Below are 20,535 nucleotides of genomic sequence, written 5' to 3'. Positions count from 1 at the left end.
TCTGGCGGTCAGAAGGACGGCCGTTTCAATCCGGCCGCAAGGTAGGCCGAGGCTAACGTATTGGCCATCAGCATGGCAATGGTCATCGGCCCGACGCCACCGGGAACCGGCGTGATGGCTCCGGCGGCCTTTGCCGCTTCGGCATAGGCGACGTCGCCGACGAGGCGCGACTTGCCCTCGCCCTTCTCTGGTGCGGGAATGCGGTTGATGCCGACATCGACGACGGTGGCGCCAAGCTTCACCCAATCGCCCTTGATCATCTCCGGCCGGCCGACGGCCGCGACCAGAATGTCGGCGGTGCGGGCAAGTGCCGGCAGGTCTTTGGTGCGGCTGTGGGCGATGGTGACGGTGCAATTGGCGGCAAGCAGGAGGTTGGCCATCGGCTTGCCGACGATGTTGGAGCGGCCGACGACGACTGCATTGAGGCCGGACAGGTCCTTGCCGCGCACCCGCTCGATCAGCAGCATCGAGCCGGCCGGCGTGCAGGGCACGAAGGCAGTCTCGAGTTCACCGGTGCCGAGCTTGCCGACATTGATGAAATGGAAGCCGTCGACATCCTTTTCCGGCGCGATGGTCTGGATGATCTTGCCGGCATCGATATGGGCCGGCAGCGGAAGCTGCACCAGGATGCCGTTGATGGCCGGATCGGCGTTGAGGTCGCCGATGATCTCCAGCAGTGCCGGTTCCGAGGTTTCGGCCGACAGCGTGTGCTGTACTGAATGAAAGCCGCATTCCTTGGCGGTGCGCGACTTGGAAGCGACATAGACCTGGCTCGCCGGATCCTCGCCGACAATGACCACTGCAAGACCGGGCTTGGCCTTGCCTTTGGCGACAAGCTCGGCCGTCAGGGTCTTGACCGTCCCCACCACGTTTTCGGCAACGCTCTTACCATCAATCACTTCGGCCATGGACCACCCTCAACACCAAAATGCCCAAGCGCGTCGCTTCGGGAAGCGACGCGCTTTCTGATCTTTAACAGCGTGGCATCTTCACGAAAATTCCAACACGCAATCCCGCCAAAGCGCCGTCCCATGCCGTTTACGCGAAACCGGCGTGCTTTTGTACGACACGGCGAAGAATTTTGTGGCTCAGAAGTACCGGCGACGCGCGCGGCTCTCGGTGAGTTCGCGGACCGCTTCACGGAATTCGCGCAGGCTGGCGCGGATCTCCTCGATCGGCGCTTGCGCTTCGACATCCTCCGCGGCCTGCCGCGCCTCTACCAATGGCTGGCGAGGCTGGGATGCCTGCTGCGGCGGGAAGGGCGGCTGCGGAGGCGCAGGGGCAGGCTGAGGCGGATAGGAGGGCTGGCCGGCATTGGGGGCCGACGTAGATTGCGGACGTGGATAGTCTGGCTGCTGTATGTAGGCCAAAGGCTGCGCGTAGGGATAGCGTTGCGGGCCCGAATACGCTCGCGGCGGCACCATGTGCGGAGGCTGAGGCGGCTGCGCCATCTGCGGCGGAAAGGGAGAATGGCCGCCGGGCTGGAAAGGCGGCGGGTAAGCAGCGGGAACTGGCTGCCGAGGCGCAATGGCCGGCGCCGACTGCGAATAGGGAGAGTACGTCGGATCTTGCGTTGATATCGCGTTTTCAGCGGATACCCAACCGTGGGTATCGAAGGGCTCCTCCGGGACCGGCTTGCGGGACACGGCCTTGTGCAACCACGACAGCAACGCTCGGACCCGGCCGGGCTGTGTCTGTGGCTGTGGCGTGGTTTGCGCATGGTTCATCGACGAGGCCGACTCATGGCCAGCCTGATACCCGCCTGTTGCAGGCGACAGCTTCGGGTTCGTTGGCGTTTCGCGTTGTGAACGGGCGAGACGATGACGCGTGGCGGCATCCTCGCGCCATGACGGGTCCGCCCGGTCTCCGATCGAGACCAGGGATGCGTCGGGTTCGTCGCCACGCACAGCCTGGCCAAGCGCCAGCAACGAGCGCTCGCGCTTCCAGTCTTCGCGGTTTTCCCTGTCGACCATCGTCTGGAACTCTACTCCTTGGCGACCTGCGAACGCGATTGGCCATTCGTTAAGCCACGCTAAACAGGCATGGAAAACAAAAAGTTAATTTTTCGCGCCGACAGAGCGGTCTCCCTCTGTAATTGCATCTATTTGCAAAACACGCTGCGGCCGATGGCATTGCATGATCCCAATCGCAGCACGCGATCTCCCGTTCGTCCTGACGGGGGCTTCCCCAGGGAACAGCCAGCGTCTATGTGAAGGCCTTGCTTCGGAGGCTTTCCATGACGATCAGGCTTGTTCTCGCCGGCTGCGGCAATATGGGCTACGCCATGCTCTCGGGCTGGCTGAAATCCGGCAAGCTTGCGCCGTCGGCGGTTTTCGTGGTCGAGCCCAATGCCGATCTGCGCAATCGTGCGGCAACGCTAGGCTGCGCCACATCAGCCGATCCGGGCAGCATTCCAGCCGATGCCGTGCCCGATCTGGTCGTCATTGCGGTGAAGCCGCAGGTGATCCGCGATGTTACCGCCGCCTACAAGCGGTTCGCCGATGGCCGCACCACCTACGTCAGCATCGCCGCCGGCACGCCTACCGCCACCTTCGAGGACATCCTGGGCACTCTTGCGCCGGTTGTGCGCTGCATGCCCAACACGCCCGCGGCGATCGGCAAGGGCATGATGGTGGTGTTTTCCAATCCCCTGGTTTCCGACGACACCAAGCGTTTCGTCGCCGACCTTTTGTCGGCGAGCGGCGAAGTGACCACCATCGACGACGAGGGCCTGATGGACGCGGTGACCGCCGTGTCGGGATCGGGCCCGGCCTATATCTTCCATTTCATCGAGGCGCTGACCGTGGCGGCCGAGAAGGCCGGCCTGCCGACAGCGACCGCCAAGCTGCTCGCCATGCAGACCGTCTACGGCGCCGCCTCGCTCGCCGCCGAAAGCGGTGAGGAGCCGGGCGTGCTGCGCCAGCAGGTCACCAGCCCCAAGGGGACGACGGCCGCGGCGCTGGAGGTGCTGATGGGTGAGGACCGGCTGACGCGCCTTCTCACAGAGGCGGTGGAGGCTGCGCGGCTGCGGTCGATCGAGCTCGGCAAATAGAGCTCAGTTCGCCCCATACAGCATCTCGTCCTGCAGCCGGCGCAAGGCGAACAGCCTCGTCGTCTGGTCGGGTACGGCATTATCCGCAGTCAGCAATTCGCCTTTCCTGACCGGCTTCAGCACCCTGCCGCCTTCGAGCAGGCCGACCGGCACGGCGCGCTGGGCACGGGCTTCGCCGACGGTCATGGTCCAGGAGCGGTAGCAAGTCTCGCCGATCGCATCGAACGTCTCGCCGGCGGCGAGGTCACGCTTGGCGACGGCGCACACTTCGGCTACGGGCCTTGGCAGCGGCACCATGTCGGGCTCGCCGAAAAGCACGATGCGGGCAGCGGTCAGCGGCACCTCCAGCGAAGTCAGGTGATAGGGCCGGAACAGGCTGTAATAGGGGCCGTGGCCGATATGCAGATCGTCCATGCGCTCGATGATGCGCGGATGCGTCGCCTCGACGATGACGAAGACGCCGGGCGCGACGCCCTTGCCGACCGTGTAGTCGACAACGCCTTTCTTCAGCAACAGACCGCCATCCTCGCGCGGAATGAGCACTTTGGCGAGATCGTCGCGGTCGGCCCTAGGGCCGTGCATGCCGGGCACATCGGGCACTAGCCCGGTAGCGTTGGCGATGGCGCACATCTCGACCATGGTTTTCGAGCCGTCGACGAACTCGACCAGCATGCGCGGGTTCATGTTGCGGCGGATCGCTTCCTCGCGGTAGTCGTCCGGCACGGCATCGTGGTTGAGCGGGTTGTTCTTGCCCTTGCCGGCCGAGACGATGGTTAGGCCGAGCGCCGACGCAAACTCGATCAGCTCCATGCAGCTCGACGGCTCGTCGCCTGCGCCGACCGAATAGACGACGCCAAGCCGGTCGGCTTGCTGTTTGAGATAGCAGCCGATGGTGACGTCGGCCTCGACGTTCATCATCACCAGATGCTTGCCGTGCTCCATCGCCATCAGGTCGAAATCGGCGGCAACACCCGGCTTGCCGGTGGCGTCGATGACGACATCGATCAACGGATTGGTGACCAGCATCTCGTTGGAGGTGATGGCGATCTTGCCGTTCTCGATGGCGCCGGTGACTTTCGACGCGGTGCCGGCTTCGACCGCCATGGCTTCATCGCCATAGGCGATACGGATGGCATCGCGCGCGGTGTGCGGGCGGCGTGTAGAAACGGCGCAGACCGAAATGCCCGGCATCAGCATGCCTTGCGTGACCAGATCGGTGCCCATCTCGCCCGAACCGATGACGCCGATGCGCACAGGGCGGCCCTCGGCGGCACGCCTGGCGAGATCCCGGGCAAGGCCGGTCAGGGCGACATTGGTCATGCAGGAATGTCCCATGGTTCTTGAGTTGGAGGCGGCAATATCAGGGAACCGCCCTCCTTTGCCAACGAAACCCTCGGCCGCGACTTCAGACCACCCTGACGTAGCTCGTCATTCCCGACTTCTGGTGCTCGATGATGTGGCAGTGCAGCAGCCAGTCGCCGGGATTGTCGGCGACGAAGCCGAGCTGAACCTTCTCGTTGGGCTGGATGAGATACGTATCGGAAATCACGGGCTGAACCTGGCGCGTCGAGGACGACAGCACTTTGAAGCTCATGCCGTGCAGATGCATCGGATGGGATTGCGGCGTCAAATTTTCCATGTCGATGACATAGCTCCCGCCGAGCTTCAATTCTGCCAGCGGCGCGGTCGGATCCGGCGCATCGCCGGGCCACGGCACCTTGTTGATGGCCCAAAAGCTGTAGCCAAGCGAACCGCAGATGCCATCGCTCGGGACGTTTTCCGCAGTGGCGCTCAGAGCCAGGGAAATATGCTTGGCGCTGGTGAGATCCACTTCCGCCACCGGATTGAGTTCCAGGGGTGCAACATCGCTGATATCACGCTTGAGCGAGCTTCCGGTCGTGCGCAGGGTCGCAAGCACCTTGGGCTTGGTGCCCCTGACGTCTCTCAAGCTGACACTCGCACCCTCGCCATCGGGCATACGGATGGCCAGTTCCAAGCGTTGGCCGGGGCCAAGCAGCAAGGCATCGGGGGAAAAACGCTGCTGCACCGGATTGCCGTCCAATGCGATGACTGTCGCCTCGGCGCCATCGACACGAAAGGCATAGATGCGCGTGACGTCGGTGATGGCGATCCTGAGCCGCACCAGCCCTCCGGCCGGCGCGTCATATTGCGGCTGGTCGAGCCAGTTGGCGGTGCGCACCGTGCCATAGGTGCCGGTTCTCGCAGCATCGCGCGGGCGGAACTGGTCTATGAACTGGCCGTCGTCACCGAGGCGCCAGTCGCGCAGATTGAGGACGACCTCGGCATCGAATTTCGGATCGTTCGGATTCTCGACCACGATGACGCCTGTCAGGCCGTGGCCCATCTGCTCCAACGTGTTGCAATGCGGGTGATACCAGAAAGTGCCGGCGTCGGGCGGCGTGAAGGCGTAGTCGAAATGATCGCCGGTGTAGACATAAGGCTGAACCAGAAACGGGACGCCGTCCATCTTATTGGGCACGCGAATGCCATGCCAATGAATCGTCGTCGGATCGTCGATCGCGTTGACAAGACGGGCGGCGAAGGGCTCGCCCTTTTTCATTCTGAGCACGGGCGGCATTCCGGCATTGCCGTAGGTCAGCACATCCCTGGTCTGGCCGACATCCATCAGCTTCGCCTGGGTCTTTGCCGTCTGCAAGACCACCGGCTCAGGCGTGGCAGCCGCCCAGCCGCCAAGCCGACCCATGGCCGAAAGCCCGATCCCGCCCGCGCCGGCAACCGCAGCCGTTTTCAAAAGTCTGCGGCGTGTGATTAGGGTCATTCGGCGCTCCAACTGCAAAGGCGACTGCACGCGAAGGTGTAACCGTCACGCCATGGATCACGAGCCGGCAACCAGTGCAAATTCTATTGAAGGCATGCCGCCGCTATTCAGCCGCCTCGGCATAGTGTGCCGGCACGTAGTTGAGGATGGGGCCGAGCCAGCGCTCGACCTCCGCCAATGGCATCGCCTTGCGGCGCGCATAATCCTCGACCTGGTCGCGCTCGACCTTGGCGACGCCGAAATAGTAGCTTTCGGGGTGCGACAGATAGATGCCTGACACGGACGAGCCCGGCCACATCGCATAGCTTTCGGTCAGGCTCACGCCCGCATTGCCTTCGCCGTCAAGCAGCCGGAACAGCGTGGCCTTTTCGGTGTGGTCGGGTTGCGCCGGATAGCCGGGCGCCGGGCGGATGCCGCGATAGGGTTCGCCGATCAGCTCGTCGGGCGCCAACGATTCCTCTGGCGCGTAGCCCCAGAACTCCTTGCGCACTTTCTCATGCATGCGCTCTGCAAAGGCCTCGGCGAAACGGTCGGCCAGCGCCTTGACCATGATCGACGAATAATCGTCATTCGCCCGCTCGAAACGCTCCGCGATCGCCACCTCCTCGATGCCGGCGGTGACGATGAAGCCCCCGATATAGTCGGGCTTGCCGCTGTCCACTGGCGCGACGAAATCCGACAGCGCGACATTGGCCTTGCCGTCGCGCTTGGTCAGTTGCTGGCGCAGCGTGAAGAAGGTCGCCAGTTCCTGCGAGCGTGCCTCGTTCGTGAACAACTTGATGTCGTCGCCGACGGCATTGGCCGGCCAGAAACCGATGACGCCGCGCGGCGCAAACCATTTTTCGGCGATGATCTTCTTCAGCATCGCCTGCGCATCCTCGAACAACTGGCGGGCGGCGGGTCCTTGCGTCTCGTCTTCGAGGATTTTTGGATAACGGCCCTTCAGCTCCCAGGTCTGGAAGAACGGCGTCCAGTCGATGTAGCGCGCGAGCTCGGTCAGGTCCCAATTCTCGAAGACCTTCACGCCTGTGAAGGACGGCTTCGGCGGCTCATATTCAGACCAATCGATCCGATGCGCATTGGCCCTCGCCTTGGCCAGCGGCAGCCGCTGCTTGTCGGCTTCGGAGCGGGCATGCGCGTCGGCGACCTTCTTGTATTCGGCGCGCACCGTGTCGACGTACTTCGCCTTGCTGTCATTCGACAGCAAGGACGAGACCACGCCGACCGCCCGGCTGGCGTCGGTGACATAGACCGCTTGTCCCTTGGTGTAGCGCGGGTGGATCTTCACCGCCGTGTGCACGCGGCTGGTCGTCGCGCCGCCGATCAGCAGCGGAATATCGAAGCCTTCGCGCTCCATCTCGGCGGCCATATGCGCCATCTCATCGAGCGACGGCGTGATCAGGCCTGACAGTCCGATGATGTCGACTTGTCTCTCGCGCGCCGTCTGCAGGATCTTTGCCGCCGGCACCATGACGCCGAGATCGATGATCTCGTAATTGTTGCAGGCGAGAACCACGCCGACGATGTTCTTGCCGATGTCGTGGACATCGCCCTTCACCGTCGCCATCAGGATCTTGCCCGCCGTCTGGCGCTCGCCATTGTCGATGCCATTGGCGGCGTTGGCCAGCTTCTCGGCCTCCATATGCGGCAGTAGTCCGGCCACCGCCTGCTTCATCACCCGCGCGGACTTCACCACTTGCGGCAGGAACATCTTTCCCGCGCCGAAAAGGTCGCCGACAACGTTCATGCCGGCCATCAGCGGGCCCTCGATGACATGCAGCGGGCGTTCCGCGGCCAGACGCGCTTCCTCGGTGTCGGCGTCGATGAACTCTGTGATGCCGTTGACCAGCGCATGGCCGATCCGCTGTTCGACCGGCAGTTCGCGCCAGGCAAGATCGCGCTCCTTGGCTTCTTGGCCCGCCGCGCCCTTGAACCGTTCGGCGATCTCCAGCATGCGTTCGGTGGCGGTGCCGCCGGCCTTGGGCACCCGGTTGAGCACGACATCCTCGCAGGCCTCGCGCAGCGCCGGCTCGATCGTGTCGTAGACTGCGAGCTGGCCGGCATTGACGATGCCCATATCCATGCCGCGCTGGATGGCATGGTAGAGGAACACGGCATGCATGGCCTCGCGCACCGGCTCGTTGCCGCGGAACGAGAACGACAGGTTCGAAACGCCGCCGGAAATGTGGACATGCGGCAGCGCCCCGGTGATCTCGCCCGCCGCCTCAATGAAGTCGACGCCGTAATTGTCGTGCTCCTCGATGCCGGTGGCAATGGCGAAGACATTGGGGTCGAAGACGATATCCTCGGGCGGGAAGCCGGCCTGTTCGGTCAAAAGCTTGTAGGCGCGGGTGCAGATTTCGACCTTTCGCACTTTGGTGTCGGCCTGGCCGTCCTCGTCGAAGGCCATGACGACCACCGCGGCGCCATAGGCGCGCACGAGCCTGGCATGATGCAGGAAAGCCGCCTCGCCTTCCTTCATCGAGATGGAGTTGACCAGCGGCTTGCCCTGCACGCATTTCAGGCCGGCTTCGATGATCTCCCATTTCGAACTGTCGACCATCACCGGGACGCGGGCGATGTCTGGTTCGGCGGCGATCAGGTTGAGATACTCCACCATCGCCTTCTTCGAATCGATCAGGCCTTCGTCCATGTTGATGTCGATGATCTGCGCGCCGTTGGCGACCTGGTCGCGCGCCACGTCGAGCGCGGCGACATAGTCACCCGCCGTGATCAGCTTGCGGAACCTGGCTGAGCCGGTGACATTGGTGCGCTCGCCGACATTGACGAAGGGAATCTCATCCGTCAGCGTGAACGGTTCCAACCCGGACAGGCGCATCTTGCGCTCGATGTCGGGAATGGCGCGCGGCGGATATTTCCGCACCGCCTCGGCGATGGCGCGGATGTGCTCGGGCGTCGAACCGCAGCAGCCGCCGACGACATTGACCAGCCCCTCGCGAGCGAAATCCTCGATCTGCGCCGCCATGAATTCCGGGCTCTCGTCATAACGGCCGAATTCATTGGGCAGGCCGGCATTTGGATAGGCGCAGACAAAAGTGTTGGCGACGCCTGATATCTCGGCCAGATGCTCGCGCATGGCATTGGCGCCGAGCGCGCAGTTGAGGCCGATGGTGAAGGGGCTCGCATGCCGCACCGAATGCCAGAAGGCGGTCGGCGTCTGGCCCGACAGTGTGCGGCCGGAGAGGTCTGTGATGGTGCCGGAAATCATCACCGGCAGGCGCACGCCCTTCTCGTTGAAGATCTCCTCTGCCGCGAAAATCGCCGCCTTCGCGTTCAGCGTGTCGAAGATGGTCTCGATCAGGATGATGTCGGCGCCGCCATCGATCAGGCCGCGCAGCTGCTCGCCATAGGCGAGGCGCAATTCGTCGAAGGTCACGGCGCGATAGCCCGGATTGTTGACATCAGGCGACATCGAAGCGGTGCGGTTGGTTGGCCCGAGCGCACCGGCGACGAAGCGGCGCTTGCCATCCCGCTGCTGTGCTCTCAACGCGGCGCGCCGCACCAGCCGCGCTCCGTCGCGATTCAGCGCGTAGACGGCATCCTCCATGCCGTAATCGGCCTGGGCGATCGACGTCGAGGAGAAGGTGTTGGTCTCCAGGATATCCGCGCCTGCGATGGCATATTGATAGTGGATTTCCTCGATCGCCTGCGGCTGCGTCAGGATCAAAAGATCATTGTTGCCTTGCTGGTGGCAGGCGCAGCCGGCGAAGGCTTCGCCGCGAAACTGGTCTTCATCGAAACCCAGGCCCTGGATCTGCGTGCCCATGGCACCGTCAAGGATGAGGATGCGTTCGCTAGCCGCCGCCGTGAGCGCCGCAAGCACCTCCGACCCATCGGGCTTTGCCGCGACAGAGCCGAACAATGCGTCCAGCGATGCAGAATTCTGCGACATTTTTTATCCCCCTGGCGACAAGCCTGTTCGTGTCACATAAGGATATCTTTATGTCAATATACGGCAGACGCTCATCATTGTCACGCGCTGTTGCAAGCGTTGGCTTCCCAGCGCGATCGTTCCGTCGGCGCAAGGCGGCTGGACGAGGAGAAGGCGGCACGAACGAGCGTGGTTTCACGGACCCCGCTTCGGGCCGGTCGTTGCGGAGCTGAAGTGGCGCCGCGCTGCACGCTGACGGATCTGGGAGCGATGGTCGAGGATCATAACCCAATTCAAAGCCTGCTCAAAGCTTACTGGTGATCTGGTGCCGAACACGGATGGTGACGAAGCCTGAACAAGCATTCGAACTTTTTCGCCGGTTGGTGCATCTTTCAGTCGATGAGCTACGAAACTCGTATCGTGCCGAATGATGCCGAACTGGCCGTTGCCGCTCGGGGCGGTGATTGTGGTTGCCTCGGCCTGTTGCTGGAACGTCATCGCGCGCGGCTCTATGCGACAGCGCTGAATATGCTCGGCTATGGATCTGACGCCGAAGATGCAGTGCATGAGACGTTCCTGATCGCGCTGAGGCGCATCGGTGAACTCAAGGATCCGCAAGCCGTCGGTGGCTGGCTTCGCGCTGTGCTGTACCGATGCTGCCTGCAACAATTGCGTCGAAGACGACGCGAGATATTGACCGCCGACATTCCCGACCGCCCTGACGAACGCGCTGGCATTGAGGAGCGGCTGGAGAAAATCGCGCTTCGCGAATGGGTTTGGGATGCCCTCCGCAAGCTTCCCGAGCCGCTGCAGGCCACCGCAATCTTGCGCTATTTTGGAAGCTATCAGTCTTACCAGGAACTGGCCGCCATTCTGGATGTGCCGATTGGGACGGTTCGCAGTCGTTTGTCGGAAGCCAAACGCAAGCTGGCGGAGATGCTGCTCGAAACGGCAGGCCTTGGCGACGCAGGGGCTCGCACACAGTCTTGCGAACGCCAGCGATTTTACTCCGAAATCTTCAATGGACTCAACCGGCACGGCGAACGCGACCGCTTCCTCGGGCACTTTGCGGAAGATCTTCACCTGATCCGTGGGGCGAGCGAACCGGTGTTGGGGCGTTCATTCCTTGCCGAGGAAGTCGACTCCGACACGGAAGCCGGCGTCCGCCTCGAGCCGCAGCGCATTCTCAGCGGCAGCCATGTCACAGTCATCGAAGGACGATTCATCAATCCGCCCGAAGACCCGTTCCACTGCCCGCCGGGTGTCGTACTGGTGATCTTTCAACGAGACGGCAAGGCCCGACGCCTGCACCTTCATCTTTCGCCGCGCCCGCCCAGAATCGAGGATGATTGATCGAACTTTTTCTCTCGTCGGTGACTCCTTGGAGCAAGGGGCCATCACAGAACGCCGCCTCGAATGGTTCCACAGAGGAGAGAGATCATGTCCGCCTTCGCAGTTTCCCATATTGCTTCCAACGCATACCACGGCAAGCTCGGACCCCGCCGGTCGCGCCGCTTCCTTCAAACGGCGTTCGCATCGACTGTCGTCTGCGCCACATTTTTGTCACCGGGCTTAGGCTGGGCCGGCCAGGCTGAGGTCGACGCCACCTATAAGGACGTCGAGCGGACGCTCGGCTCGGTGCCAAGCTTTGTCCATCAGGTTTCAAAAGCGGCGCTGCCGGGCGCCTGGGCCGAGGTGAAGGCTCTGCAATTCTCGAACGACACCGCCCTGCCGCCGAAAGTCAAGGCTTTGATCTCGCTCGCCGTCTCCGCTCAAGTTCCCTGCCAGTATTGCATCTGGGAAGACACCGAGAGCGCAAAACAGGCGGGCGCAACGGAGGACGAGATTGAAGAGGCCGTCGCTATCGCCGCTCTGTCACGCCACTGGAGCACCATCTTCAACGGCATGCAGGTCGATTTCGAAACCTTCAAGAAAGATCTCGGCGGCGATACCCAAGCGGCCGCGCCTGCTAAGTAGGGTGAGCCTTATCGGCGCATTATCGGATCAAGGCCGGACCGCGGCAACAGTCGTCGGCAACCGAGGAAGTGAGTGGAATTGTAACTTTATAGGGAGGTAAAGATGCCAATAGTCTTCGGAGAATCCGTCAACACGGTCAAAGACATCGTGTCCGTGCTGAAGAAACACGGTGACGCGGTGCGTGGCACCTACCGTGCCCGCTACCGCTTCGACCGGCAGTCAAGCGATCCTTATACAATGCCGCTGCTGGAGCGACCGGCGAGCCTCAAGGACAATTCGCCGGCCGCAGTCTTTCCCTGGGAGCAGATATTTGCCGCGGCGGCTGTGTGTGCCGGCTCGGACTATCCGATGCTGGCAGCGCATGCGGGGGTCGATCTGCGTTCAGTCGATTTTGTCGCGGAAGGCGTGTTCGACCCGCGTGGCGAGTTCGACGGACTTGATGGGCTAACGGCGCCCAGGGACGCCCGGCATTGCTATGTGTCCCTGCACCTGCGCGCGACCGTGTGTTCTTCGGCGCCGCGCGCCGACCTGGAGAAAATTCATGATCGCGCGATCTCCCACAACATGGTGCTTGGGGCCCTCAGAGGAATTCCCATGACCAGCGAATTGGTGATTCAGCAGGCGTGATCCTGTCGCAGAACTCGCCCGGTCTGATGGGTCGCACAGACTTTTGTCCCAAACATTCCTGACCTGTTGGGGCAGTTCGGCTGTCGAACTGTTCTCCATTCAGTGCATGTTTCAGTGCATGTTCCCACGACGACACTGCCCACTGCCGGGAGGTGGCAGGCATTTAGCGCAGGCTAACGGAACAAGTTGCCGCTTCTGAAGTTTTGGGAAGCATGGCAAGACTGTGGGAATGTTAAGATGTTAGCCTCCGACCTAACGAAAGTTATCGAGCAGGATCATCTGGCTCTGGATGCCTTCGTAAAGGGCGATCCTGAACCCTTGAAAGGCCTCTACTCGCGACAGGACGACGTCATAATTGCCAATCCCTTTGGCCCGCCGGCGAAGGGATGGAGAAAGGCCGCTGAGACCATGGAACGGGCCGCCACCAATTACCGGCACGGCAAGGCCATCGGCTTTGAGCGCATCTCGGAATATGCGACGGCCGACTTGGGATACATCATCGAGGTCGAGCGGTTCCAATCCAAGGTCGGGGGGGGCGACAAACTGGTGCCGATTGCGCTTCGAGTCACCACCATATTCCGCCGGGAGGAAGGCGCGTGGAGGATCGTTCTTCGTCATGCCGATCCAATAACCTCGGTACGCTCACCGACGTCCGTTGTCGGGGAGTAGAAGGACCAGTGCTTGCTGGCCGCCGGCAAAAGAAAGTCGGGCCTAATCTACACGCCCGACACCAGCCCGAACGCCTATCCCTCAAATCGGAGGGCGCGCGTTGCCAAAGATAATAGACGCCGACCTTCGGATGTCGCCGAGGTCCAGGCATTCTCAAGCTTATGTGTACCACCCCCTGTGTACCAGACAGGCGGCAAAAAGACCAATAAAGTCAGATAGTTGTTTCCAAACAACGGCTTGGAATGGTGCTGCGAGAGAGGATTGAACTCTCGACCTCTCCCTTACCAAGGGAGTGCTCTACCACTGAGCTACCGCAGCCGCTGATGGCGGGGCTTCTGCCATATCGAACCGGCAAGCGCAAGGCCAAGTGCAACGCTTCTGTGAAAGGCTTTGCTGGATGGCTTTATTGACATGGCGGCGCCACAATGTTGGCTATCCCTGATTGGCAGGCTGGCTGGTCGCCGGCCCGGACGGGACCATGAACGACAAGACAATCCCAGCAAAAAAGGGCGGCATCAACCGCAAGGACCGGCTGGCCGAGCAATTGCGTGCCAATTTGCAGAAGCGCAAGGCGCAGTCGCGCTCGCGGCGCGCCGGCGATGCGGATCAGCGGCCGGACGGGCTCGGCGCTGCGAAGGAAATACAAAAAGATTAACTCAAATCTGCCACTCTTGGCCCGGGGCGGGGCGAAATCCTATTTCTTGAACCAGCCAATTCCTTGAACCAGATTGGCCAATGGTCTAGACGGGCCGCTACTCAAACGATTGAACCGGCTTTTTTGAGCCGAGAGGGACGTTCTTCCATGGATCGCATCAGAATTGTCGGGGGCAACAAGCTCTCCGGAAGCATTCCGATCTCAGGCGCGAAAAACGCGGCGCTGCCTCTGATGATCGCCTCGCTTTTGACCGATGACACGCTGACGCTGGAGAACGTGCCGCATCTGGCCGATGTCGAGCAGTTGATCCGCATCCTGGGCAATCACGGCGTCGACTATTCGGTCAATGGCCGCCGCGAGAAGCAGAATGAAGGCTATTCGCGCACCATCACTTTCTCCGCCCGCAACATCGTCGACACGACGGCGCCCTACGAGCTGGTATCGAAGATGCGGGCGTCGTTCTGGGTGATCGGGCCGCTGCTGGCCCGCATGGGCGAGGCCAAGGTGTCGCTGCCCGGCGGTTGCGCCATCGGCACGCGCCCGGTCGATCTGTTCCTCGAAGGCTTGCAGGCGCTGGGAGCCGACATCGATGTCGACACCGGCTATGTCATCGCCAAAACCCGGAATGGCCGTCTTGTCGGCAACCGCTACGTGTTCCCGAAAGTCTCTGTCGGCGCCACCCATGTGCTGATGATGGCCGCGGCGCTCGCCAAGGGCGAGACGGTGCTGGAAAATGCCGCCTGCGAACCCGAAATCGTCAACCTCGCCGAGTGCCTCAATGCCATGGGCGCGAAGATTTCCGGCGCCGGCACGCCTGTTATCACCATCGATGGCGTCGAATCGCTGTCGGGTGCCCGCGTGCGCGTCATTCCCGACCGCATCGAGACCGGCACCTACGCAATGGCGGTGGCAATGACTGGCGGCGACGTCGTGCTCGAGGGCGCACGCCCCGAACTGCTGCAGACAGCGCTCGACGTGATCTCCCAGACGGGTGCGGAGATCACGCAAACCAATTCCGGCATTCGTGTGAAGCGCAACGGCGCCGGCATTTCCCCAGTCGACGTAACGACGGCGCCCTTCCCGGCCTTCCCGACCGATTTGCAGGCGCAGTTCATGGGCCTGATGACGATGGCAAAGGGCAAGTCGCGCATCACCGAGACGATCTTCGAAAACCGTTTCATGCATGTGCAGGAACTGGCCCGGCTCGGCGCCCACATCACGCTTTCGGGCCAGACGGCAATCGTCGACGGCGTGCCGAAATTGAAGGGTGCGCCGGTCATGGCGACCGATCTTCGCGCCTCGGTCTCGCTGGTCATCGCCGGCCTGGCAGCCGAAGGCGAGACGACGGTCAACCGCGTCTATCATCTCGACCGCGGCTTCGAGCGGCTGGAAGAAAAGCTGTCCAACTGCGGCGCGGTGATCGAGCGGATTTCCGCATAGGCCAATCGCAAGGCCGTGCGGTGCGGTTGCGCGGACGGGAAAGACCGCCTAACAGAAGGTTCGGTTATCAACCTTCAGGTGCGAAATCCGCATGACTGCCCTTAAGCTTATCGCGCTCGACGACCAGGATCTGAGCATCGTTTCGGCCCATGTCCAGGATGCCGTGATGAAGGTCAGCGACCTCGAATTCCTGCCCGCGGCCAAGCGTTTCCTGATGACCATGAACCGTTTCGTGTGGGAGGCCAAATCCGGCCTGTTTCGCCAGCACAATGAGCGGCGGCAGGCGGTGCTGCATTTCGACCGGGTGCTCGGTGCCAAGACCAACGGCATCGCCCGCGACAAGCCGACTGAGGTCCTCTCCCTGCTGGCGATCAGCTTCATCGAGATCAGCAAGCCGGCCGGTATCGTCGAGCTGATCTTTGCGGGCGGCGGCACGATCATGCTCGATGTCGAGTGCATCGAGGCCCGCCTTGTCGACATCGGCGGCGCGTGGGAAGCCAGCTCGCGCCCGATCCATAAGGCCTGAACATCCGATGGCCATCAAGCTTCGTCAGTCCGACGCCGATTTCGAGCAGCGTTTCGCGGCCTTCCTCCTGACCAAGCGGGAAGTGTCGGCCGATGTCGACGCCGCGGTGCGCGACATCATCGCGCGCGTGCGCGCCGAGGGGGACGCGGCGTTGATCGACTATTCGCAGAAATTCGATCGCGCCGATCTGGCTGGATTAGGCATCGCCGTCTCGAAGGACGACATCGCCCAGGCTTACAAGGCCGCTGACCCAAAAACGATCGAGGCCCTGGAATTCGCGCGCGACCGCATCCGCTCGCATCACGAACGGCAGCGGCCGAAGGACGATCGCTATAGCGATGCCGCCGGCGTCGAACTCGGCTGGCGCTGGACGGCAATCGAGGCGGTCGGGCTCTATGTGCCGGGCGGCACGGCGAGCTATCCGAGCTCGGTGCTGATGAACGCCGTACCTGCCAGGGTAGCCGGCGTCGAGCGCATCGTCATGGTCGTGCCGGCGCCCGGCGGCATCATCAACCCGCTGGTGCTGGTGGCCGCCGATATATCGGGCGTGTCGGAAATCTACCGCGTCGGCGGCGCCCAGGCGATCGCAGCCCTTGCCTATGGAACCGAAACGATCCGGTCGGTCGCGAAGATCGTCGGGCCGGGCAACGCCTATGTCGCCGCGGCCAAGCGCCAGGTGTTCGGCACCGTCGGCATCGACATGATCGCCGGGCCGTCGGAAGTGCTCGTCGTGGCAGACGGCAGCAACGACCCTGACTGGATTGCCGCCGATTTGCTGGCCCAGGCCGAGCACGATGCGTCGGCGCAGTCGATCCTAGTCACCGACGACCCGGGCTTCGGCATCGCCGTCGAACAGGCGGTCGAGCGCCAGTTGCAGAACCTGCCGCGCGCCGAAACGGCGGCGGCAAGCTGGCGCGATTTCGGCGCCGTGATCGAGGTCGCCACAATCGACGCGGCGCTGCCGCTGGTCGACCGTATCGCCGCCGAACACGTCGAATTGGCAATCGACGATGCCGAGGGTTTTCTGGCCCGGATGCGCAATGCGGGTGCCGTCTTCCTCGGCCGCCATACGCCGGAAGCTATCGGCGACTATGTCGGCGGATCCAACCATGTGCTGCCAACGGCACGCTCGGCACGCTTCTCGTCCGGCCTGTCCGTGCTCGACTTCGTCAAGCGCACCTCGATCCTCAAGCTTGGGCCGGAGCAGTTGCGGATCTTGGCGCCGGCGGCGATTGCGCTGGCCAAGGCGGAAGGCCTTGAAGCACATGGCCGCTCCGTCGCCATACGGTTGAATATGTAGGCCGGCATGTCGGACTCCGATCAAACCCGAGGCAGGCTGATCGATGTCGAACTCGATGAATCGATTGGCCGTTCGACACCCGATGTCGAGCATGAACGCGCGGTGGCGATCTTCGATCTGATCGAGGAAAACAGTTTTCGACCCGTCAATGACAGCGGCGCCGGCCCCTATCGGCTGAAACTGTCGCTGGCCGAGCAGCGCCTGGTCTTTGCCGTGGCGCGAGAGGATGGCGCCGCCGTCGTCACCCACATCCTGTCGCTGACGCCGCTCAGGCGCATCGTCAAGGACTATTACATGATCTGCGAAAGCTATTACGATGCCATCCGCTCCTCGACGCCTAGCCACATCGAGGCGATCGACATGGGCCGCCGCGGCCTGCACAATGAGGGTTCGCGGACGCTGATGGACCGGCTCTCCGGCAAGATCGACATCGACTTCGATACGGCGCGCCGGCTGTTCACGCTGGTCTGCGTGCTGCACTGGCGGGGCTAGCCCTGGCACCCGGCGGCGGCCTTCCCCGTTCGATCCTGTTCCTGTGCGGGATGAATGCCGTGCGCTCGCCGATGGCGGAGCAACTGGCGAGGCGCATGCTGCCTGCCACCATCTTCGTCGCCTCGGCCGGCGTTCGCGCGGGCGAGCGCGATCCGTTCGTCGATGCGGTGCTGGCCGAGGAGGGTCTCACGCTGGGCGAGCGTCACCCAAGGACGATGGACGATCTCGAGGACGACTATTTCGACCTCATCGTCACGCTGGCTCCGGAAGCGCACCATGCGGCGCTTGAACTCACCCGCTCGCTCGCCGTCGAAGTCGAATACTGGCCGATGCCGGATCCCACCGATGCCGGCGGCACGCGCGATCAGATCATGGCAGCCTACAGGGACGTACGCGAGCGGCTGAAGTTGCGCATAGGTCGACGTTTCTTGCTTCCAGAAGCAAAAAACGCGACGGATTAAGCGTGTTCACAAGCGAACGATTATCATATAGGTTCCGCCGAAATTCCGGCTAGAGTCGGATGATTTCAGGTCTGTTCGAGCTGAAATCCGAATCCGCCTCTAAACCAAGAAGTAGAGCATGATGTCGTCCGAAAACCGCTTCACACTTTTCGGCATCATGGTCTAAGCGCCGGAACTACCATCCAAGCAAAGGTATCGAATGCCGAAGGAAGAAGTCCTCGAGTTTCCGGGTGTCGTGACGGAATTGTTGCCCAACGCGATGTTCCGGGTAAAGCTCGAAAACGAACACGAAATCATCGCCCATACGGCCGGCCGCATGCGCAAGAACCGCATCCGCGTGCTGACCGGCGACAAGGTTCTGGTCGAAATGACACCATACGACCTGACCAAGGGCCGCATCACCTATCGTTTCAAGTAAGCAAAGCCCGACTGGTCCGCGATGAGCATTTTGCATAAGCTGGTGCTTGCCTCGGGTTCGCCGCGCCGAATCGAGCTCTTGCAGCAAGCCGGTATCGAGCCGGACCGCGTGCTGCCTGCCGATGTCGACGAAACGCCGCTGCGTGCCGAGCATCCGCGCTCGCTGGCCAAGCGGCTGGCGAAGGAAAAGGCCGAGAAGGCATTCGCTTCGCTGACAATCGAAGCCGACTATGCGCCGGGCTTCGTGCTGGCCGCGGACACGGTGGTGGCCGTCGGGCGGCGCATCCTGCCCAAGGCCGAGACGCTCGACGACGCCGCCAACTGCCTCGGACTGTTGTCCGGCCGTTCGCACCGGGTCTATTCCGGCATCTGCCTGATCACGCCGGGCGGCAAACTCCGCCAACGGCTGGTCGAGACGCGGGTGCGCTTCAAGCGACTGCCGCGCGAAGAGATCGACGCCTATGTCGCCTCGGGCGAATGGCGCGGCAAAGCCGGCGGCTACGCTGTCCAGGGTCTCGCCGGCGCCTTCGTCGTCAAGCTGGTCGGCTCCTACACCAACGTCGTCGGGCTGCCGCTCTATGAGACGGTGGCGCTGCTATCCGGCGAAGGCTTCAAGATCCATCGAAGCTGGTCATCGCCGCGGCCATGAGCATCGACGACAAGGTGACGCCGCTACGGCCCAAACGCCCCTGCCCCGAATGCGGCAAGCCGTCGGCGCGCGAGACCTATCCATTCTGCTCGACGCGCTGCAAGGACATCGACCTCAATCGCTGGCTGAAGGGCGCCTATGTCATCTCGGCCCGCGACGACGAGGGCGAGACGGACCCCGACGCTCCGAAATAGGTCGTCAGGCGGCTTCGGTCTTGCGCCTCACGCGCGCCCAGGCCGGCAGCCAGTCGCCGTGAGCGGCGAGTAGGTCATCGACCAGTGACCAGATCTGGTCGAGATCAAGCTCGGCGGCGGTATGCGGGTCCATCATCGCTGCATGGTAGATGTGCTCTCGGTTCTCCGTCATCAGCGCCCGCACCGTCAGTTCCTGCACGTTGATGTTGGTGCGGATCAAGGCGGTCAATTGCGGCGGCAGTTCGCCGATATAAGTCGGCTGGATGCCGGAGGCGTCGACCAGGCACGGCACTTCGGCGGCGCAGTCGAAAGGCAGCGAGGTGATGCAGCCATTGTTGCGGACATTGCCGTAGATCACCGACGGTTCGCCGGTCCAGACCGAATTCATGATCGAGGAGGCATACTCTTTCGACTGCTCGACTTCGATGCGGTCGGCCGAGCGATAGGCTTCCGCCTGCCCCTTCCAGCGCTCGATCTGCTCGATGCAGCGCTTGGGATACTCATCCAGCGGGATGCCGTACTTCTCGATCAGGTCCGGGCGTCCGTCCTTGATGAAATAGGGCGTGTATTCGGCGAAATGCTCCGAGCTTTCGGTGACGAAATAGCCGAGCCTCGTCAGCATCTCGTAGCGCACCTTGTTGGGGCAGCGCGGGTTCCAGCCGGGCTTGGGCGCGCGGCCTTCGCGATAGGCGCGCACGAGATCTGGATAGAGATTGCGGTAGGAACCGTCCGGCTGGCGATGCTCGAAGCTGAGATAAAAGGCCATGTGGTTGATGCCGGCCGAGCGATAGCGGATTTCCTCATAGGGAAGGTCGAGATCGTGCGCCAGCTCCATTGCCGTGCCCTGCACCGAATGGCAGAGGCCGACCTGCCTGATCTCAGGATATTTCTCTGATATCGCCCAGGTGTTGATCGCCATCGGGTTGACATATTGCAGCATGATCGCCCGCGGGCAGACGGCGAGCATGTCCTCGCAGACCTTCCACAGATGCGGCACGGTCCGGAGCCCCCGCATAATGCCGCCGACGCCGAGCGTGTCGGCGATCGTCTGGCGCAGGCCGTATTTCTTCGGCACTTCGAAATCGGTGACCGTGCAGGGCTCGTAGCCGCCGATCTGGAACGCGACGACGACAAAATCGGCACCGGCCAGCGCCTTGCGCTGGTCCGAATGGGTCTCGGTCTTCGCCTTGACGCCAAGCGTCGCGATCAGCTTGTTGACGACGATGGCGCTCTCTTCCAGCCGTTGCGGATTGACGTCCATCAACGCGATCGTCGCGCCGGCAAGCGACGGGCGTTGCAGCACGTCGCCGACAATGTTCTTCATGAACACCGTCGAGCCGGCGCCGATGAACGTGATCTTGGGATTTCTTGCCATGCTAATCTC

Annotated in this window: 19 protein-coding genes, 1 tRNA gene and 1 pseudogene; 14 read left to right on the top strand and 7 right to left on the bottom strand. The window is 62.5% G+C overall.

Features of this window, described 5'->3' with window-relative positions; translation table 11 throughout:
- Positions 1–8: 8 nt before the first annotated feature.
- Together NKJ01_RS24305 and NKJ01_RS36485 are read right to left on the bottom strand one after the other, a co-directional pair.
- On the bottom strand, positions 9–908 hold the full coding sequence (locus NKJ01_RS24305) for a bifunctional methylenetetrahydrofolate dehydrogenase/methenyltetrahydrofolate cyclohydrolase (protein ID WP_352731657.1): 900 nt from the start codon (positions 906–908) through the stop codon (positions 9–11).
- Positions 909–1,760: 852 nt separating this feature from the next.
- Positions 1,761–1,973: pseudogene (locus NKJ01_RS36485) on the bottom strand (hypothetical protein); the annotation flags it as partial.
- 263 nt (positions 1,974–2,236) lie between these two features.
- Between NKJ01_RS36485 and proC the strand changes: the two are divergent.
- Positions 2,237–3,052, top strand: coding sequence for a pyrroline-5-carboxylate reductase (proC, locus tag NKJ01_RS24295; RefSeq protein ID WP_352602358.1), 816 nt, complete (start codon positions 2,237–2,239; stop codon positions 3,050–3,052).
- 3 nt (positions 3,053–3,055) lie between these two features.
- On the opposite strand, the gene NKJ01_RS24290 is transcribed toward proC, so the two are convergent.
- The 3 genes from NKJ01_RS24290 to metH all read right to left on the bottom strand — a co-directional run bounded on the left by NKJ01_RS24290 (position 3,056) and on the right by metH (position 9,765).
- Positions 3,056–4,372: an NAD(P)H-dependent oxidoreductase gene (locus NKJ01_RS24290; RefSeq protein ID WP_352731653.1), complete on the bottom strand. Its 1,317-nt coding sequence runs from the start codon at positions 4,370–4,372 to the stop codon at positions 3,056–3,058.
- An 85-nt stretch (positions 4,373–4,457) separates the two neighbouring features.
- Positions 4,458–5,852 (bottom strand): multicopper oxidase family protein, encoded by a 1,395-nt coding sequence (locus NKJ01_RS24285; RefSeq protein ID WP_352602354.1) that lies wholly within the window; start codon positions 5,850–5,852, stop codon positions 4,458–4,460.
- Positions 5,853–5,955: 103 nt separating this feature from the next.
- A complete protein-coding gene (gene metH / locus NKJ01_RS24280; RefSeq protein WP_352731651.1) occupies positions 5,956–9,765 on the bottom strand; it encodes a methionine synthase in 3,810 nt (1,269 codons plus the stop codon).
- 378 nt (positions 9,766–10,143) lie between these two features.
- Between metH and NKJ01_RS24275 the strand changes: the two genes are divergently transcribed.
- The 4 genes from NKJ01_RS24275 to NKJ01_RS24260 all read left to right on the top strand — a co-directional run bounded on the left by NKJ01_RS24275 (position 10,144) and on the right by NKJ01_RS24260 (position 13,017).
- A complete protein-coding gene (locus NKJ01_RS24275; protein ID WP_352731649.1) occupies positions 10,144–11,097 on the top strand; it encodes an RNA polymerase sigma factor in 954 nt (317 codons plus the stop codon).
- An 87-nt stretch (positions 11,098–11,184) separates the two neighbouring features.
- Positions 11,185–11,721, top strand: coding sequence for a carboxymuconolactone decarboxylase family protein (locus NKJ01_RS24270; RefSeq protein ID WP_352487182.1), 537 nt, complete (start codon positions 11,185–11,187; stop codon positions 11,719–11,721).
- Positions 11,722–11,823: 102 nt separating this feature from the next.
- Positions 11,824–12,348 (top strand): OsmC family protein, encoded by a 525-nt coding sequence (locus NKJ01_RS24265; protein WP_352731646.1) that lies wholly within the window; start codon positions 11,824–11,826, stop codon positions 12,346–12,348.
- A gap of 237 nt (positions 12,349–12,585) precedes the next feature.
- On the top strand, positions 12,586–13,017 hold the full coding sequence (locus NKJ01_RS24260; protein ID WP_352731644.1) for a YybH family protein: 432 nt from the start codon (positions 12,586–12,588) through the stop codon (positions 13,015–13,017).
- A 243-nt stretch (positions 13,018–13,260) separates the two neighbouring features.
- Here the strand turns inward: NKJ01_RS24260 and NKJ01_RS24255 are convergent.
- Positions 13,261–13,335 (bottom strand) — tRNA-Thr (locus NKJ01_RS24255).
- 160 nt (positions 13,336–13,495) lie between these two features.
- Here NKJ01_RS24255 and NKJ01_RS24250 point away from each other — a divergent pair.
- The 9 genes from NKJ01_RS24250 (at position 13,496) to yacG (ending at position 19,151) form a co-directional block, all read left to right on the top strand.
- Positions 13,496–13,672, top strand: coding sequence for a hypothetical protein (locus NKJ01_RS24250; RefSeq protein ID WP_023758392.1), 177 nt, complete (start codon positions 13,496–13,498; stop codon positions 13,670–13,672).
- 147 nt (positions 13,673–13,819) lie between these two features.
- Complete coding sequence (gene murA / locus NKJ01_RS24245; protein ID WP_023758393.1) at positions 13,820–15,112, top strand: UDP-N-acetylglucosamine 1-carboxyvinyltransferase; 1,293 nt, start codon at positions 13,820–13,822, stop codon at positions 15,110–15,112.
- 91 nt (positions 15,113–15,203) lie between these two features.
- Entirely contained in the window at positions 15,204–15,638 is a 435-nt protein-coding gene (locus tag NKJ01_RS24240; RefSeq protein WP_352731642.1) for a DUF2948 family protein, read from the top strand.
- A gap of 7 nt (positions 15,639–15,645) precedes the next feature.
- Positions 15,646–16,938, top strand: coding sequence for a histidinol dehydrogenase (gene hisD, locus NKJ01_RS24235; protein WP_352731639.1), 1,293 nt, complete (start codon positions 15,646–15,648; stop codon positions 16,936–16,938).
- 6 nt (positions 16,939–16,944) lie between these two features.
- Positions 16,945–17,430, top strand: coding sequence for a UPF0262 family protein (locus NKJ01_RS24230; protein ID WP_352487184.1), 486 nt, complete (start codon positions 16,945–16,947; stop codon positions 17,428–17,430).
- A 2-nt stretch (positions 17,431–17,432) separates the two neighbouring features.
- The gene (locus tag NKJ01_RS24225) at positions 17,433–17,891 is read left to right on the top strand and encodes an arsenate-mycothiol transferase ArsC (RefSeq protein ID WP_352602443.1); all 459 of its coding nucleotides are present in this window, start codon (positions 17,433–17,435) and stop codon (positions 17,889–17,891) included.
- Between the two features lie 199 nt (positions 17,892–18,090).
- Positions 18,091–18,309: a translation initiation factor IF-1 gene (infA, locus tag NKJ01_RS24220; RefSeq protein ID WP_006200926.1), complete on the top strand. Its 219-nt coding sequence runs from the start codon at positions 18,091–18,093 to the stop codon at positions 18,307–18,309.
- Positions 18,310–18,330: 21 nt separating this feature from the next.
- Positions 18,331–18,957, top strand: a complete 627-nt coding sequence (locus NKJ01_RS24215; RefSeq protein ID WP_352602340.1) for a Maf-like protein — start codon at positions 18,331–18,333, stop codon at positions 18,955–18,957.
- On the top strand, positions 18,954–19,151 hold the full coding sequence (gene yacG, locus NKJ01_RS24210) for a DNA gyrase inhibitor YacG (RefSeq protein ID WP_352731636.1): 198 nt from the start codon (positions 18,954–18,956) through the stop codon (positions 19,149–19,151). Before NKJ01_RS24215 ends, yacG begins: the two co-directional genes overlap by 4 nt.
- 4 nt (positions 19,152–19,155) lie before the next feature.
- Here yacG and NKJ01_RS24205 read toward each other — a convergent pair whose 3' ends face one another.
- A complete protein-coding gene (locus tag NKJ01_RS24205) occupies positions 19,156–20,526 on the bottom strand; it encodes an alpha-glucosidase/alpha-galactosidase (RefSeq protein WP_023758400.1) in 1,371 nt (456 codons plus the stop codon).
- Between the last annotated feature and the right edge of the window lie 9 nt (positions 20,527–20,535).

Origin of the sequence: Mesorhizobium sp. M0276, from assembly GCF_040321755.1 — a bacterium.
Classification (GTDB): Bacteria; Pseudomonadota; Alphaproteobacteria; order Rhizobiales; family Rhizobiaceae; genus Mesorhizobium.
The sequence above is the reverse complement of the archived record's forward strand: the minus strand, read 5'-3'. Positions and strand labels throughout refer to the sequence as shown.

Excerpts from the sequence above, each read along its gene's own strand:
- NKJ01_RS24305 (WP_352731657.1), bottom strand. The coding sequence starts at position 908 with ATGGCCGAAGTGATTGATGGTAAGAGCGTTGCCGAAAACGTGGTGGGG.
- proC (WP_352602358.1), top strand. The coding sequence starts at position 2,237 with ATGACGATCAGGCTTGTTCTCGCCGGCTGCGGCAATATGGGCTACGCC.
- NKJ01_RS24290 (WP_352731653.1), bottom strand. The coding sequence starts at position 4,372 with ATGACCAATGTCGCCCTGACCGGCCTTGCCCGGGATCTCGCCAGGCGT.
- NKJ01_RS24285 (WP_352602354.1), bottom strand. The coding sequence starts at position 5,852 with ATGACCCTAATCACACGCCGCAGACTTTTGAAAACGGCTGCGGTTGCC.
- metH (WP_352731651.1), bottom strand. The coding sequence starts at position 9,765 with ATGTCGCAGAATTCTGCATCGCTGGACGCATTGTTCGGCTCTGTCGCG.
- NKJ01_RS24275 (WP_352731649.1), top strand. The coding sequence starts at position 10,144 with ATGAGCTACGAAACTCGTATCGTGCCGAATGATGCCGAACTGGCCGTT.
- NKJ01_RS24270 (WP_352487182.1), top strand. The coding sequence starts at position 11,185 with ATGTCCGCCTTCGCAGTTTCCCATATTGCTTCCAACGCATACCACGGC.
- NKJ01_RS24265 (WP_352731646.1), top strand. The coding sequence starts at position 11,824 with ATGCCAATAGTCTTCGGAGAATCCGTCAACACGGTCAAAGACATCGTG.
- NKJ01_RS24260 (WP_352731644.1), top strand. The coding sequence starts at position 12,586 with ATGTTAGCCTCCGACCTAACGAAAGTTATCGAGCAGGATCATCTGGCT.
- NKJ01_RS24250 (WP_023758392.1), top strand. The coding sequence starts at position 13,496 with ATGAACGACAAGACAATCCCAGCAAAAAAGGGCGGCATCAACCGCAAG.
- murA (WP_023758393.1), top strand. The coding sequence starts at position 13,820 with ATGGATCGCATCAGAATTGTCGGGGGCAACAAGCTCTCCGGAAGCATT.
- NKJ01_RS24240 (WP_352731642.1), top strand. The coding sequence starts at position 15,204 with ATGACTGCCCTTAAGCTTATCGCGCTCGACGACCAGGATCTGAGCATC.
- hisD (WP_352731639.1), top strand. The coding sequence starts at position 15,646 with ATGGCCATCAAGCTTCGTCAGTCCGACGCCGATTTCGAGCAGCGTTTC.
- NKJ01_RS24230 (WP_352487184.1), top strand. The coding sequence starts at position 16,945 with ATGTCGGACTCCGATCAAACCCGAGGCAGGCTGATCGATGTCGAACTC.
- infA (WP_006200926.1), top strand. The coding sequence starts at position 18,091 with ATGCCGAAGGAAGAAGTCCTCGAGTTTCCGGGTGTCGTGACGGAATTG.
- NKJ01_RS24215 (WP_352602340.1), top strand. The coding sequence starts at position 18,331 with ATGAGCATTTTGCATAAGCTGGTGCTTGCCTCGGGTTCGCCGCGCCGA.
- yacG (WP_352731636.1), top strand. The coding sequence starts at position 18,954 with ATGAGCATCGACGACAAGGTGACGCCGCTACGGCCCAAACGCCCCTGC.
- NKJ01_RS24205 (WP_023758400.1), bottom strand. The coding sequence starts at position 20,526 with ATGGCAAGAAATCCCAAGATCACGTTCATCGGCGCCGGCTCGACGGTG.